Here is a 15186-nt window from a genome sequence, read left to right on the forward strand (position 1 = left end):
AGTCAACATTTTTTAATACAAAAAAATATTATATCTTGACCTTCTATGAATAAAATGGATCGTCGAAATTTTGTAAAATCTGCCGCTGTACTTGGCTCTATTTCAGCCACAGGATTGCCTGTCATTGCTCCTTCAAGGGATAAAAATTTATCATTGAAAATAGAAAAAGCGGAAGCGGTATTTGAAAGAGAACCCCTCATTCATTCCTATGGCTTTAAAGGTGGATATATTACCACATTATGGCAGATAGTGACTCAACTGTCACAGGGTTCACACAAAAAAGTAGGTTTGGGAATTCAAAGTCCTCTATGGTCGGATTCTACCCTGACAGGCCAATGGGGTGAAAGCGGTAGCAATGCCTTAATGTATGCCATGACGGCCAAAGCCACCCAACTTATTCAGCAGCAAAGCTTTGAATCTCCAATTGATATGTTAGATCAGATATTGGAAGAAGTGTACGACTACGGCAAATCCATCAGTCAGAAAAAGGATTTGCGTATGACATACGCTCTCAATGCTTTAGTCTCTGTAGACAATGCTGCTTGGTTACTCTATGCTGCTCAAAACAAATTATCTTCCTTCGACGAAATGTTGCCCAAGGATTATCGCAAAGCTTTGAGTTATCAACACAAAAAGGTAGCAAGTATACCTTCTATATCGTTTTCTACCTCTGATCAAGAAATTGCAAATACAGTAACCGATGGTTTTTTCTTTTTAAAAGTAAAAATAGGATCTCCCGGAAACCAAGAGGAAATGTTGCGCAGAGATATGGAGAGAATGACCTTAATCCACAAAACCATTGGTCAATTTTCAACACCCAATACGGCGGACGGAAAAATTAGATATTATTTTGATGCCAATGGACGGTATCAATCCAAGGACGATATGATGAAATTATTGGATCACTGTCGCAAAATTGGCGCTTTAGATCAGATATCCATCCTGGAAGAACCTTTTAATGAAAACTTAGACATTGATGTGTCTGATATGGGATTGAGGGTAGCCGCCGACGAAAGTGCTCATACCGATCGCGATGCATTGCGCAGGATAGAAATGGGATATACAGCTATTGCACTTAAACCCATAGCCAAGACTCTGAGCATGACCTTAAAAATTGCCAAGTTAGCCTACGAGCGCAATATACCTTGCCTTTGTGCCGACTTAACCGTAAACCCAGTTTTGGTCGATTGGAATAAATCAGTAGCTGCTAGATTACTTCCGTTACCAGGATTGGATACGGGATTGTTGGAAACCAATGGTCATCAAAATTATGCCCGTTGGGAAGAACTAAGAGGTTATCACCCACAGGGACATGCTCCATGGACTGAAGTTAAAGATGGCGTATTTAATTTGTCATCGGAATTTTATAAACAAAGCGGTGGCATCTTTGATGATTCCAAACACTATCTAGGTCTTTTTAAATAATCAATCCCTAGGGATAAATTTAAAGTCTTCATCTGAGTTGGCCAATGTAAATATGGTCTGATATATGTATTGACACACTTTTTCCATCCCAGAAAAATTGATCAAATCAATGGTGTCTTCTGGTCTATGATATTGAGGATGGCCTCCTGTATGGAGTCCCAAAACAGAAATCTGCTTTTTATAAAAGGACACATGATCAGATCCACCTACTCCACCGGCATGGACAATGAGATTCAGGTCGCTATTTTCTCCCATAGATTTCATAAATTCTACTCCATTGGGAAAAGTACCAGCACCTCCCATATATAAGTGGTTATTATTGTTGAGTCTACCGACCATATCCATATTGATCATCAATACTATGTCTGATAAAGGAATAGCACTGTTTTCTACAAAATATTTACTCCCCAATAGACCTTGTTCTTCAGCTCCAAAAGCAACAAAGATAATGCTGCGTTTTAATTCATCCTTTTGATTGGCCAGTTGTTCAGCAATTTCCAACAAAGCCGCTGTTCCACTGGCATTGTCGTCGGCTCCATAATGTATGGCTACTGTATCTCCCGCTCTAGAAGAAGGACTTCCCATACCCAAATGATCATAGTGGGCTCCTAAAACTATATATTCATTTTTTAATATAGGATGCTGCCCTTCAATATATCCGATTACATTGCAAGTTGAAGCTACTGCCTCACCTTCCTCTCCCTTTGGCAATCTCAATTTAGCATCAAATTTTTGGTAATATGTCTTTCCTAGTTTTTGAATATTTCCACGCTTAAATTCTTTGCGTATGTATTTATTCACCTTCTTACTTCCTTGAGTTCCTGGAAATCTGCCTGCAACTTTATCACTGGTCAAAAACTCAATATGGCCATATAATTCATCTTGACTAATCTCACTTTGCCCACTTACACTGTTGACAATACAGAGCATAATCCAGAACATTAACATTTTTCTTGTCATAAGGTCATAATTGATTTTTCCGAATGTACAAAAATCACCCTAATTCTAATAAATCCTAATAATCAAGAGTTTAAATATTCATCTACTTTATTACAATACAACTCGTAATCTACTCTGCTCTGTTGTATAAATCCGTCCTGATCGAGGGCTCCTATTACAGTTTCCATCTCTGACATAGATTCATAAACCATTCTTTTAAATGGATTGTCGTAATCCTTTTGCCTAGATTCTTTTATTCCTTCCATCATCCACCGGTGAATATCTTTACTCTCTTCCAATATTTTAGTCAATACTTGAGGGCTGCTTCCCTCATCATGGGTAATCATATAAGCGACAATTGCCTGGATTAATCTATTTTTATTGTAAAATTTACTTTCATTCAAATAGAAATCGTGAACTTCTGTCCATTCTTCTATAAGCCCCGTCTTTATTTTTTCTTTCAATCGAAACACAGAATCTTCAGGTATCAATTGGCCGCCTACGTTCATCCACTTTGGAAGAACTAACTCCTCCTTAGAAAGTTCCTTACATCTATTCCATTCATATTCCCAGGTATTTCTATCCTTTTCCAAAATGGATTGAGCTAAATTCCAACGCAGTAATTTTAAATAAATTCCATAAGCTTTTCCTACTTTACGCAAAATCACAGGTCGTTTTCCATTCTCAAACTTACTGTTGAATACCTCAATTTCCTTTGTCAATTCTGGAAAATGATTAAGAATTCTTCTCCCTTCTTTTTGTTGATCTTGATTTGAAGCTGATTGATCACAAAAAATAGACCCTACACATTTTTCTAACAGCTCTATTCCGTTCACAATTTCATAAACGGTATCCGGCGCTAGAAAATCAAAATTTAGACTTTGTTTTTTAATCAGCCGCTCATCCCTTCCATAGGCTTTGTAACAGTTTCGAGCCAGGGCATAAAAATTATGCATAAACCAATAAGCCGGCATTAAAATCAACCGATTCTTGGATTCGTCATTGGCCACCAAAGTAAATGGCAATTTAATGTTTAATTCATGTGGATAATTGCCTTTGGTCAACAAAACAAAGGAGGCAATGCAAGAATTGTGTTTTAAGCTTACACAGAGACCAGGCCAAAAACCTCTACCAGCTATCAATTCTCCATCCGCACCTCTGGAATTGTGATTGGAACCTATGGTGGCTCCCGCAGCCATATTTGATTGTCCCATTACCAAAGCAGCACATAAAAATGAATTGTTGTGGTGCTGTTCATGACCTGGAAAAATTAGTGAATTCAACACCTCACAACATGATACCGTAGAATTATTTCCCAAATAAGAGTTGATCAATCGCGCTCCGTATTTTAGTTGAGAATGAGAAGACAATATAAAGCGAACCGCCTTTACCCCATAGAAAATTTTACAGCCATAACCAATAATACCATTGACCAATTCACAACCTTCACCAATCTGAGTAGGAGCCTGTTGAGATGACTTTACCGTAACATTTTTTAACTTATTGACCCCTTTGATATAGACATAAGACATTATTTTGGCGTCCTTAATCATCTTACAATTTTTGATTACTGTACCACTCCCCACTCTCCCATAATGACCTGGATAGATATCAAAAGTCTTGTCCGTCATACGAAGTAATGCTTGTTGAAATATACCATCATCTCTATACCTAGTCCATAGATATGCATCTCCTGGCAACATAGACGCAAACGGTATGACGCTTCGACCTGCTTTCTCATTACACAATTCCAATACTATCCTATGCTTGCTATCCTCTCCTTTTTTCACCATCCCATTACCAAATTTGGCATTAGAGGTAGTGACCATTTCATCAATGTTAAACAATATCACTTCACTGTCAACAATGTAATGAGAAATGTAGTGCACATTGGTAATGCTAACGTGATCGCCAAAATCACAACTGACAATCGTACTATTATAGAGTCCAACTGGTAATTCTAAATCTTTGTGAGACAAAGCCATCGGGGCTAAATTGCCAATTCTTACCAGGCCATAAAAATGACAGTCCTGTATTAAATGCGGAGAAAATTCTTTGGAAACCATTACATCAGCCCAATTACCCGCTGTATTTCCACAACTTATTAAAGACGATATTTCATCTTCAGTTAGAGATCTATAGCTGACTTTATTTACTGATTTTCTATAATAATATTCATCCTTATAAATAGGCGACTGGGATGCATCACCCCCATGAGGGACAAACCCATAACCTAAAGCAGTTAAGGGTTTTTTTATTGTAATATTCATATTTCGATTTATTCAACTGTAACAGATTTTGCCAAATTCCTAGGTTTATCTATATCACAACCTTTATGAAGTCCTATGTAATAGGCTAATAACTGCATGGGAATGACTGTAAACATGGGAGACAATAGAAACGATATACGAGGTATTTCTATCCAATTTTCTACATTATCCTTGATGGATTCGTCTCCTTCAGAAATAATACCTATAACCGATCCTCCTCTAGCCTTGATTTCTTCGATATTGCTTAATACTTTTTTATAATGTGGATCTGATTTTAAAGCAATAATAATAACCGGCCAACCTTTTTCAATAAGGGCGATAGGACCGTGTTTCATTTCTGCTGCTGGATAACCCTCAGCGTGGATATAGGATACTTCTTTTAGTTTTAATGCTCCTTCTAAAGCTATGGGAAACTGTAAACCACGACCGAGGAACAAGGTGTGATTTACATGACTATAAATCATGGCTATGTTCTTAATGCGATAAACGATATATGAAAGATAATTTTTTAAGATATCTGGCACTTGCCGCAATTCTTTAAGTACGGATAAAGAATAATCCGGTGACAAATTCCCATTATACTTTCCCAACTTTATAGCAAAAAGGTACAAGGCATTTAACTGACATATAAAAGCCTTAGTACTGGCCACACTTATCTCCGGCCCTGCAAAAATATTACTATAAACATCAACCAACCTAGCAATGGACGAAGTCGGCACATTTACTACGCCATACAATAAGGCACCGTGTTTCTTGGCCTCTTCTAATGCCACCAATGTATCGGCAGTTTCCCCGCTCTGTGACAAAGCGACAATTACATCATCGGCATATATAACGGGATCGCGATATCTAAATTCAGAGGCATATTCAACTTCAACCGGCACTCTACACAATTTTTCAATTACATATTCTGCCACCAAACCCGCATGCCATGAAGTACCACAACCCAAAATAATTATTCTGCCTGCCTTAGATATTGTTTCCATAAAAGGTTGTAATTCAGGCAATAAATTATCATTTGACATTTGCTGACCATGACCCCGCCTCAATGCCTTGGGTTGCTCATGTATTTCTTTTAACATGTAATGTTTATAACCTGTTTTATCGGCGCTGTGCAAATCAATATTTAAGTATTGGAATTCAGCTTGCTTTTGTTGATAACTAAAATCAAAAATCTGTAATTGATTATTTTCAATGACTACAATTTCACCATCTTCCAAATAAACCACTTTTCGAGTATGAGGCAAAATCGGTAATATATCAGAGGCCAAATAGTAACCATCATCAGATCTACCGACCACTAAAGGACTACCTCGTCGTGCGGCAATAATTTTATGGGGCTTGGATTCTTCCATGATTACCAAACTATAAGAACCCTGAACTTCACTGAGAACTTTGGCGACTACTTCTTCCAGATTTTGAAACGGTTCTTGGTATTGAAGGGCAATGTATTTGACCAAAACTTCTGAATCTGTTTCCCCTTCACATTGGATATCAGTTTCACCAAATGAAGATCTAAAAGTTTCATAATTTTCAATAATACCATTGTGAACCATGGCTATTTTTCCATCTGCACTGACATGGGGATGGGCATTTACAATATTTGGTGATCCATGAGTTGCCCAGCGGGTATGTCCTATAGCCACCTTGCTACCACGAAAAGCGGGAGGTACAGAAGAAGACAATGCTTCTAATTTACCTTGGCGTTTATGAATTAAAATACCGTTGTTGTTAATGGCTATTCCGGCACTGTCATACCCTCTATATTCCAATTTTTTTAATCCGTCCATTACCAAGGCAACGGCATCTTGCATTCCTATATAACAAAATATTCCGCACATATGTGTCCAAATTGTGTTGTTTAGTGTGATACACACAATCTAATAAACACAAAGTTGCAAAAAATATTATTGTAAATAGATTAACTATAAGTCAATGCTATATATATGTAAAAACAAAATTATGCATAACAAGCATAATTCACACATGGGTGTACGTACACAGTTTTATATTAAAATAATTTAAAAAAATCTGTGTACGTTCTATATAACTAGAGGCTTACAGGGAATAACCCGGTCTATAAGATCGATGCAAATAGGTAGATGCTTCGTAATCATTGTCGAATCGCTCTTCCTTATCATTCCAGATCAAGGGACGATTTAATTCATATGCTATATTTCCCAAGGTACAGGTGGTACAGGTATTATGACCAATTTCCACAGTTACAAATGGGTCTTTTCTTCGTTGAACCGACTGCACAAAATCATAATAATGTGGCTGTTGTTCTTTGTATGGCAATCCTTTGGTTGATTCCGCCTCCACAAAATCCAATTCAGGATGAGATGCTTTATAATATCCGCGGGCTACTTCAATCCATCCGTCTTTTCCAGTAAACTTAACACCCTTGGTTTGTTTTTCATTAAAAGGCGACTGTTCCATACGCACACCGTTGGCATATTCAAAAGTCAAGGCTGAACAATCCTCATGACCTGGGGGAATAATCTTTACAGGTCCTTCCCTATCCATGGTCAAGCCCCACTGTCCAATATCAAACATATGTGCACCCCAATCCGTGGTTAGACCTCCTCCAGTCTCTTTATACCATCTCCATCCTCCCCAAAATTTTTCGTCTTTTTTGGGATTGAGCGAAATAGGGGGATTGAGCTCTTCATTAAAATGTATATCAGTATCCAATGGCCCCAACCACTTATCCCAGTTCAATCCCTGAGGAATTGGTTGTTTTGGCAAATTGTATGGTTTTGGTCCTTCACCTACATAGGCATTAATTTTTTCAATATCGCCAATCATACCCTTTTGAACCATCTTTACTGCATGTTGAAAATTGCTGGATGATCGTTGTTGTGAACCTACCGCTAGAATAATCTTATTCTCTCTAACCGCTTTTACCAATTGTTGACCTTCATAGATGGTAAATGTCAAAGGTTTTTCAATGTAAATATCCTTTTTGGCTCGACAGGCATCAATGGCCATTTTGGCATGCCAATGATCTGGACTAACAATAACTACAGCATCTATGTCATCCCTACTCAATATATCTTGATAATCCTCATATACATCAACACGGAGTGTACTGCCCTGTTCTTCGTAGTATTTATCTGCTCTTTGTTTAAAACGTTGGCGCTTAACTTCATACACATCGGCTCCAGCTACCACTTCTACCCCTTCAAAAGGCAAAAAACCATACAATAAATTCATACAACGTCTTCCCAATCCTATATAGCCCAAACGAATAACATCAGAGCTCTGTCTCTTTTGGATAATATTGGGTGAAGAAGCCAATTGATTAGGCAAATACAATGCACCCGCACTTAATAGAGACGATTGCATAAACTTTCTCCTTCCCCAGATTTTTTTCGATTGATCCGTCATAAAAATTGTATTTTAATTTATAATTGAACAATATTATTAAAATACCATAGAATATCAAAATTTTACGGATGAGTTATCGGTTGTATCCATGCCATTTCCGTTTCACCTTCCTGAAATGGATTTTCTTTTATTTTATTGGATATAATCACTGCCCGAACATATAAATCATCTTGTTTTAGATGGTATGAAGCTTCAGTTCCACTAACTTCCTCAAAAACTACACCTGGCTGTCCCAAATCTGATTTTTTAGTACCAATAAATTGTATTTTATATTCTACACCTTCTTCAGGGTCGATGGTAAAAGCTAATTTTCCATTTGAATTACTAATTGATTTCAATTCTACCCCAGAGCTAGAATAAAAATCACCCCTTTCCAAGGCCTCAACAATAGCGTTGGCCGTCAAATTGTCGGCTCCTACCCTGACCCAACCTCTTCCGGGATTAGACAGCCCAACCTCCATATTATGATATCGATGTGAGTCATCAGTAGCCAATCCATACATCATTGGTTTGTCATTGGTCAAATAAGCGGTTTGGATATCATCCCACATTTCACCCATTCCTGGATGCGTTTCATCACCAAAGTTAAACACCGCGGGATGACCGTTATATACTTCAAAAAATCTTTCACCGTCCAATTTTTTAATATCCTCCGCATTAATAGACCAGTAAAAATTAGGGTGATTAATATGGGGAATCATAGGGACTCCCAGTCTTTCTCGCTGTTCATTTACAGCATCAATATTATTTTGCAATATATCAGACACATTATCTCCACCTTGTGCGGGAATCAACTCTTGAATATTGGTCGCATTAACATGGATGTGTTTGCCATCGTGATAATCGGTGATTTCCTCAGCTTTAATTATTAAAAAACTATCTGCCTCTTCGTATAAACCTCTATACTCAGACAGCATCTTTAGTTTAACTTCGATGCGATCCAGGCTATCTCTCCTAGTCTGAATCCAAGTAGAATCAAAAGCCATTTTATATTTTTCATAAGCCTGCTGTCTTCCTTTATTATCGCCAATGGTAATCCATTTATCGACTTCGGCCAATATATTGTGATCGCTTAACACGGCGAACTCATAATCATTTCTCTTATACCAATCCATGATCATTTCAGGAAAATCATCACCGTCACTCCATAATGAGTGTGCATGGAGATTTCCTTTATACCAATTTTGAGTAGATTCTTCTTCCTCCATTTGGCATTGAGTTAGTAATATCAACAATGGCAGTACTGATATATAAATGATAAGTCTCATAGTATAAAAATTGATTGTGAAAGGTTTAGATATGAATTCTGTGAATAAATTGTTAAATTAATTAAAAATCCCTTGTATTACAATTATATAAGAGATTAACAATGGATTAAATTTTCATCTTCTCTTATCTGTAGTCGTGAACTAAATATAAATTGTTTAAAAATTAAAATTTTACAGTATTTCAGTAACTTGTCCTCAACCTTATGCAGTAAATAATATTAAATTATCGGATACCATGCACTTTAAATTCCTATTACCTCTCCTTCTTTATACTTTCTTTGTTCTGCCCATTTACAGCCAACAACAACCCAATGTAATCCTCATCCTTACCGATGATCAAGGGTATGGAGATCTGGGTATCAATGGCAATCCCTATATTAAGACACCTCATCTAGATGCATTGGCCAAAGAAAGCATACGATTTAATCAATTTTATGTTACCCCAGTTTGTGCACCTACTCGCTCTAGTTTAATTACGGGAAGATATTCTCTTCGCACAGGGGTACGTGACACCAACAATGGGGGAGCACAGATGGCATCATCTGAGATAACCATCGCTGAAATTCTAAGGGATGCCGGATACCATACAGGAGCTTTTGGGAAGTGGCATTTGGGCGACAATTATCCCATGAGGCCATCGGATCAAGGATTTCAAAAATCCGTCATCCACCAAGGAGGAGGTATGGGCCAACCCGGAGACCATGCCAACTATTATCGAAAAGACAGTAGCTATTTTGATCCCATACTATGGGACAACAATAAAGCTAAGTCATACCAAGGGTATTGTTCAGACATATTTACTACTCAAGCGATAAGTTTTATCGAAGAACACAAAAACAAGCCCTTCTTCTGTTATTTGGCATTTAACGCTCCTCACACTCCCCTACAAGTGCCAGACAAATATTATCAGATGTACAAGGATGTAGATGTCAGTCTTGGATGGCCAGATTCTGTTCAAATCCGACGTCCAATGACCGAAAAGGATAAGGAAGACGCTCGCAAGGTTTATGGAATGGTGACCAACATTGACGATAATGTCAAACGGGTATTGGATAAATTAAAAGAATTGAACATAGAGGGTGAAACCATAGTGATATTTATGACCGACAATGGTCCTCAACAAATGCGATATGTAGCTGGTATGAAAGGTTTAAAGACTACGGTTTACAATGGTGGAGTTAGAGTACCCTTCTTTCTGCGCTACCCCGATGGATTTTCTGGCAATCGAGATATCGATGCTCCTACAGCCCATATCGATGTCCTTCCTACATTAGTAGAACTTTGTGGGGGTCAACTTCCTACTGATCGCATCATTGATGGTCGTTCCCTTATGCCATTAATTAATGATGCTAAATATACTTGGGCTGAACGTCCATTGTTTTTTTATTGGTCGAGAAAATACCCCGAGCTATATCAAAACATGGCCTTGCAAAAGGGTCCATATAAATTGGTAGCATATGCCGACTATGATGCGAGATTGGCTGAGTTTGAATTATATAATATTGAGAATGATCCCTATGAAAAAGACAATATCATTCATTCCAATTCTTCAAAGGCAGCTGATCTAAAGGAAGATATGACGAATATTTACGAAGAATTGGTGGTTTCTGACAACTTACTGGATGGACCTCGAATAATCATAGGCAGTGAACACGAAAATCCTGTCACATTAAATCGCAACGATGTAGGTGGACAACGAAATATCTGGAGACAAGAAGAGGCGTTTGGTCAATGGAGGGTTTCCACTAATGCCGGTAGGTATAAAATAAAATATACTTTTTTGAAACCGATCAAGGAGGGAGGTTCAATGATATTGGAGGCCAACAGTTTTATTCACACTAAAAAGCACAGTAAAAAAGACAGGAATTACATTGAATGGATGGATATTGACTTCCCCAAAATGGATACTGATTTGACCCCATTTTATAAGAGTCCTGATGGTCGCATAATCCTGCCTTTTACCGTAGAAATAGAAAGATTAGATTCTTAAAATGACTGAATATAGTTGCACGATGTGCAACCCAATTGATTAAATACGACTGAAATAAGTAGACCAATAGGTCTACCAGATGGACTAAATGTCCATCTGATGAAGGAGCCGAAACCTCCGCGTTTCGGGAGGGCTGGGGATGAAGGAACCGAGGCCACTGTGCCGAGGATATTTAACCGGAGCCACTGCGCATCGAGTGGGTTTCCAAGGATGAAGGAACCGGAGCCACTGTGCTCCGGCGTGACTGCACCGTATATCGACAGCGAATTAAAGAGGAATGATCTTGTTAATTTATTTTAATGACGTAGAGACGCAAGATCTTGCGTCTCTACGTCGAGGCGTGACTGCCCTGTAATTCATCAGGTTTCTACTTTAATTTATTATGTCCTCCCTTCAGGACTTATTTTCAATGCTAGTATCAATTCATAGGGTTAACACCCTATGCTGATACATGTCGTCCTTTCAGGACTTTTTATATTGTGATTTTTGCATGACTGCAACGTAATTCGATAGTCGAATTCCCCTCCAATGGAGGGGTGTCAGTTTACTGACGGGGTGGTTTGTAAATTCTGTAGGGATTATTAAAATTAAATTTTTTCAATTGAACCTTCCGTTTGACAAGTCAGATACCTCTCCTTAGGAGGGGTATTTCGCTGCCGAATTGAAGCGTAATTACGCCAAACCAGCTTGATAAAGAAGTACTGAAAGCGGCGCACTGAGCTTGGTCGAAGTGGACGTAGTCTAATAGCATAGGGTGAAACCTTATGAAATGAATGCCTTCCTAGAAAAAGTCCTGAAGGGACGAAGGAATTCATTTCTGTCGGCAGAAATCATCGATGCCTCAGTTTAAATCACGGACATGAACAGATTGAATAATTTGAAAGGAGGGAGATTACGATGATTCTGGATTTGTCACATTTTTTTCCCAGTATCTCTTATGTCCCCCGCTGGCGGGGGGTAGGGGGTGGAAATGCCATGAAATATATTTTAATATTAAATTACCGAGAGAATCCCCAGCAAACATTATTTTTCTATTAAAATCAAAGTTTGACGTGAATTGAATGATACCATGAATGGTTATGCTCATGGATTTGTCACACTTTTTGCCGAAATAATCATATTATATCTAGTATCATTGAATTAAAACAATGATTATCTGTCAAAGAAATCCTATAGAGCAAAAAGTCCGCCAAATCAACATTGTTTGATGCCAATACCGTGGGTTTCACCCACGGCTATTAGACTACGTCCTTTCAGGACTTATTTATAAAGATGTCTGGGTATGACTGAGTATTCTATGATAGAACCTAATTAATTAAGCTGTTCATTTTACAAAAGGTTCATCTCGATTGATTATTGCATAAAGACGTAGTTGCTTGGTCGCTTACAGATAAAAACCTGTGCTGAGGTGTGACTGCACCGTATGTCGATAGGGAATTTCATGGAATCTCGTCGCAGCGCAGTGGCTAACCCACCCGAGGTACAGTAACCTCGGCTCCCTCATCCAATCCATATTTAATGGATTGGGTACTTTGTACTATATTCGGTCGTTCTCGCCAGAGCCCGATTTACGGGCTCTGGTGCTTCGCACTTTGCTCGTTCATCCTTATCCATCCAACCTTCTCAACATCAAATACATCTTTCGAATGTCAATCAAAATAATCAATCGAAAACATCCATTTACTATTTGATTTTTCGATCTGAAATCTTTGCCTCTATTGGATATCCATATCTGCTTTTATCTACTCCCATTTCTTCCGGTGTTGGCCCCACAAAACTACTCTCCCTACCCATAATAGTCAATTTACCTTTTGATGATATCTCAACTAAAGCCCAAATCGGATCCTGATATGGGACCGTATACTTAATCCATGGATGACTCTTATCTACTTCCTCACTATACCTAACCTGTAAATAATCTCCTCCCAACCAATGATATGACATTGAATTGATCTGAACATAATGAATGTCGTTGATCACATTGTGATAATTTTGATGATGGTGGCCAGAAAACACCAACCTAACCTTCTTATAGCTGGATTGTCGATTGGCATTTTCCAAAACCAATCTCGCCTCCGTCCCATTATATATCCCGCCCATGTCATTGTCCAATCCCTGATGACAAAATACAATAGTGGGCAAATCACTTTGAGCTAAATCTCTCTCTAGCCATTCCAATTGCTCCCTTCCCAAATACCTGGCATAGCCATTGGGTACTTTTTCTGATTTATCATTTCCATCTAATACCACAAAATGATAGCCCTTAACATCATAGGAATAATACTTCCCTTTTGCCTTCCAATACTGAATTACTTCCTCTCTGGAAAATCCACCATCCATATCGTGATTGCCCAATACATGGTATTTATCACCTGGAAATTGATTCCAAATCGATAAAAATGGCAGATTGTAATCATAAGGTCGACAGAAGTCACCCAATTGAATTATAAAATCTAATGACTTTTCTTTGGCCTCGTCAATAAAAGCTTGTAATCGTTCATCGGCATCGTGCATGATATCCTTGTGAACATCGGTACAAATTCCAAATCGCAATTCCTCACGCTTATCGGCAGAAGTTAATAATTTACTGTTAGGTATCATTACAATACCGCCTACCATAAATTTGACAAAACTTCTTCTTTCCATTTTTTTCATTTTTTCGGCCTACTAGGACAAATTCCATGTAAGATTATGAATGACAACAGCTAATATTAAAATTTTTACCTTAAAATATACATTACCAAATAATTAAATCAATCTTCTCTCTCAGACTTAACCATCTATATATAATAGAAAATGCATTTATAATACTGGCATTTTTGCCTTTGACGGCAATTTTCCTTTTCATCGCTAAAGTTAAATTTTTACTTATTTTCCAATCTATCCTATTGCATTAGAACAATCTATGAGAATCGACCACCTCTTTGGGAGGATATTGACTGTATTCTATTTTATTACCTTGTTATCTTGTGGAATATCATTCGAAATAGTAAATTTTGTTCATTATTATTCCTCTTATTACTAGTATTTAAATTTGAAAAGAAAGGAAAATTTATTATCACAATTAGTTAATATACAAAATAATAGATAAAAATTTATCTATTTAAAAATCGTAATTAACTCGTTATTAGGTCTTTTTGTTTGTCCAAGGCATTTTATCTTTCCTAAAATCTTAAATTATGCAGAAATCTAGCCTCGACGAAATAAGACAGCGATTTGACAACGATGTTGAAAGATTTTCCAACCTCGATACTGGACAAAAGACCACCATCGATGCCCCTTTTACTCTTGAACTCATTACTTCAGCAGCCCAAATCCTCTGCCCTAATGCCGATCAAGTATTAGACATAGGTTGTGGAGCTGGCAACTATACGGTAAAATTGTTATCAAAATTGCCCAATCTAAATTGTAGCCTTGTCGATCTCAGTCAAGCCATGTTGGACAAAGCCAAGGAAAGGGTGGAAAATATTACCCATGGTCAAGTAAACATTCAGCAACAAGACATTCTTCAATATCATTATGGTGATTCTCAATTAGACATCGTTTTGGCTGGAGCCGTATTGCACCATCTTAGATCTGATGGTGATTGGCAGACCGTATTTACTAAAATATACAAGGCCCTTAAGCCAGGAGGGTGTTTATTCGTCGTGGATTTAATAGAACATGAATCCAGTATGGTTAGCCAATTTATTTGGAATCAATATGGTGAATATTTAATCGACTTGGGAGGAGAATCCTACAAAGATGATGTTTTGGCCTATATCGATAAAGAAGATAGTCCACGATCACTCAACTTTCAAATGAAAACACTGTACAATGCTGGTTTTTCAACCATAGATATCCTCCACAAGAATCTTTGTTTTGGCGCTTACGTAGCTATAAAATAAAACTTGAATAGATAAAT

At 37.7% G+C, this 15186-nt stretch carries 9 protein-coding genes; 3 read left to right on the forward strand and 6 right to left on the reverse strand.

Going from position 1 to position 15186, the window contains the following annotated elements; genetic code table 11:
- Positions 1-45: 45 nt before the first annotated feature.
- The gene (locus LVD51_RS00120) at positions 46-1425 is read left to right on the forward strand and encodes a mandelate racemase/muconate lactonizing enzyme family protein (RefSeq protein WP_236969129.1); all 1380 of its coding nucleotides are present in this window, start codon (positions 46-48) and stop codon (positions 1423-1425) included.
- Here LVD51_RS00120 and LVD51_RS00125 read toward each other — a convergent pair whose 3' ends face one another.
- The 5 genes from LVD51_RS00125 to LVD51_RS00145 form a co-directional block, all read right to left on the reverse strand.
- Positions 1426-2385, reverse strand: a complete 960-nt coding sequence (locus tag LVD51_RS00125) for a M20/M25/M40 family metallo-hydrolase (RefSeq protein WP_236969130.1) — start codon at positions 2383-2385, stop codon at positions 1426-1428.
- Positions 2386-2447: 62 nt separating this feature from the next.
- Positions 2448-4634 (reverse strand): DUF4954 family protein, encoded by a 2187-nt coding sequence (locus LVD51_RS00130; RefSeq protein ID WP_236969131.1) that lies wholly within the window; start codon positions 4632-4634, stop codon positions 2448-2450.
- Between the two features lie 8 nt (positions 4635-4642).
- Positions 4643-6475, reverse strand: a complete 1833-nt coding sequence (glmS, locus tag LVD51_RS00135; RefSeq protein WP_236969132.1) for a glutamine--fructose-6-phosphate transaminase (isomerizing) — start codon at positions 6473-6475, stop codon at positions 4643-4645.
- Positions 6476-6692: 217 nt separating this feature from the next.
- Complete coding sequence (locus LVD51_RS00140) at positions 6693-8024, reverse strand: Gfo/Idh/MocA family protein (protein ID WP_236969133.1); 1332 nt, start codon at positions 8022-8024, stop codon at positions 6693-6695.
- Positions 8025-8086: 62 nt separating this feature from the next.
- Complete coding sequence (locus LVD51_RS00145; RefSeq protein ID WP_236969134.1) at positions 8087-9292, reverse strand: PHP domain-containing protein; 1206 nt, start codon at positions 9290-9292, stop codon at positions 8087-8089.
- A gap of 235 nt (positions 9293-9527) precedes the next feature.
- On the opposite strand from LVD51_RS00145, the gene LVD51_RS00150 reads away from it, so the two are divergent.
- Positions 9528-11282, forward strand: coding sequence for an arylsulfatase (locus tag LVD51_RS00150; protein WP_236969135.1), 1755 nt, complete (start codon positions 9528-9530; stop codon positions 11280-11282).
- Positions 11283-12965: 1683 nt separating this feature from the next.
- Here the strand turns inward: LVD51_RS00150 and LVD51_RS00155 are convergent.
- A complete protein-coding gene (locus LVD51_RS00155; protein WP_236969136.1) occupies positions 12966-13928 on the reverse strand; it encodes a metallophosphoesterase family protein in 963 nt (320 codons plus the stop codon).
- Positions 13929-14461: 533 nt separating this feature from the next.
- Between LVD51_RS00155 and LVD51_RS00160 the strand changes: the two genes are divergently transcribed.
- Entirely contained in the window at positions 14462-15169 is a 708-nt protein-coding gene (locus tag LVD51_RS00160) for a class I SAM-dependent methyltransferase (RefSeq protein ID WP_236969137.1), read from the forward strand.
- The last annotated feature ends 17 nt before the right edge of the window (positions 15170-15186 follow it).

The sequence above is a fragment of the Membranihabitans marinus genome, assembly GCF_021729155.1.
Classification (GTDB): domain Bacteria; phylum Bacteroidota; class Bacteroidia; order Chitinophagales; family Saprospiraceae; genus Membranihabitans; species Membranihabitans marinus.

What these genes read in the sequence shown, in the direction of transcription:
- LVD51_RS00155 (WP_236969136.1), bottom strand. Translation starts at nt 13,928, where the DNA reads ATGGAAAGAAGAAGTTTTGTCAAATTTATGGTAGGCGGTATTGTAATG.
- LVD51_RS00125 (WP_236969130.1), bottom strand. Translation starts at nt 2,385, where the DNA reads ATGACAAGAAAAATGTTAATGTTCTGGATTATGCTCTGTATTGTCAAC.
- LVD51_RS00145 (WP_236969134.1), bottom strand. Translation starts at nt 9,292, where the DNA reads ATGAGACTTATCATTTATATATCAGTACTGCCATTGTTGATATTACTA.
- LVD51_RS00160 (WP_236969137.1), top strand. Translation starts at nt 14,462, where the DNA reads ATGCAGAAATCTAGCCTCGACGAAATAAGACAGCGATTTGACAACGAT.
- LVD51_RS00120 (WP_236969129.1), top strand. Translation starts at nt 46, where the DNA reads ATGAATAAAATGGATCGTCGAAATTTTGTAAAATCTGCCGCTGTACTT.
- LVD51_RS00150 (WP_236969135.1), top strand. Translation starts at nt 9,528, where the DNA reads ATGCACTTTAAATTCCTATTACCTCTCCTTCTTTATACTTTCTTTGTT.
- LVD51_RS00140 (WP_236969133.1), bottom strand. Translation starts at nt 8,024, where the DNA reads ATGACGGATCAATCGAAAAAAATCTGGGGAAGGAGAAAGTTTATGCAA.
- glmS (WP_236969132.1), bottom strand. Translation starts at nt 6,475, where the DNA reads ATGTGCGGAATATTTTGTTATATAGGAATGCAAGATGCCGTTGCCTTG.
- LVD51_RS00130 (WP_236969131.1), bottom strand. Translation starts at nt 4,634, where the DNA reads ATGAATATTACAATAAAAAAACCCTTAACTGCTTTAGGTTATGGGTTT.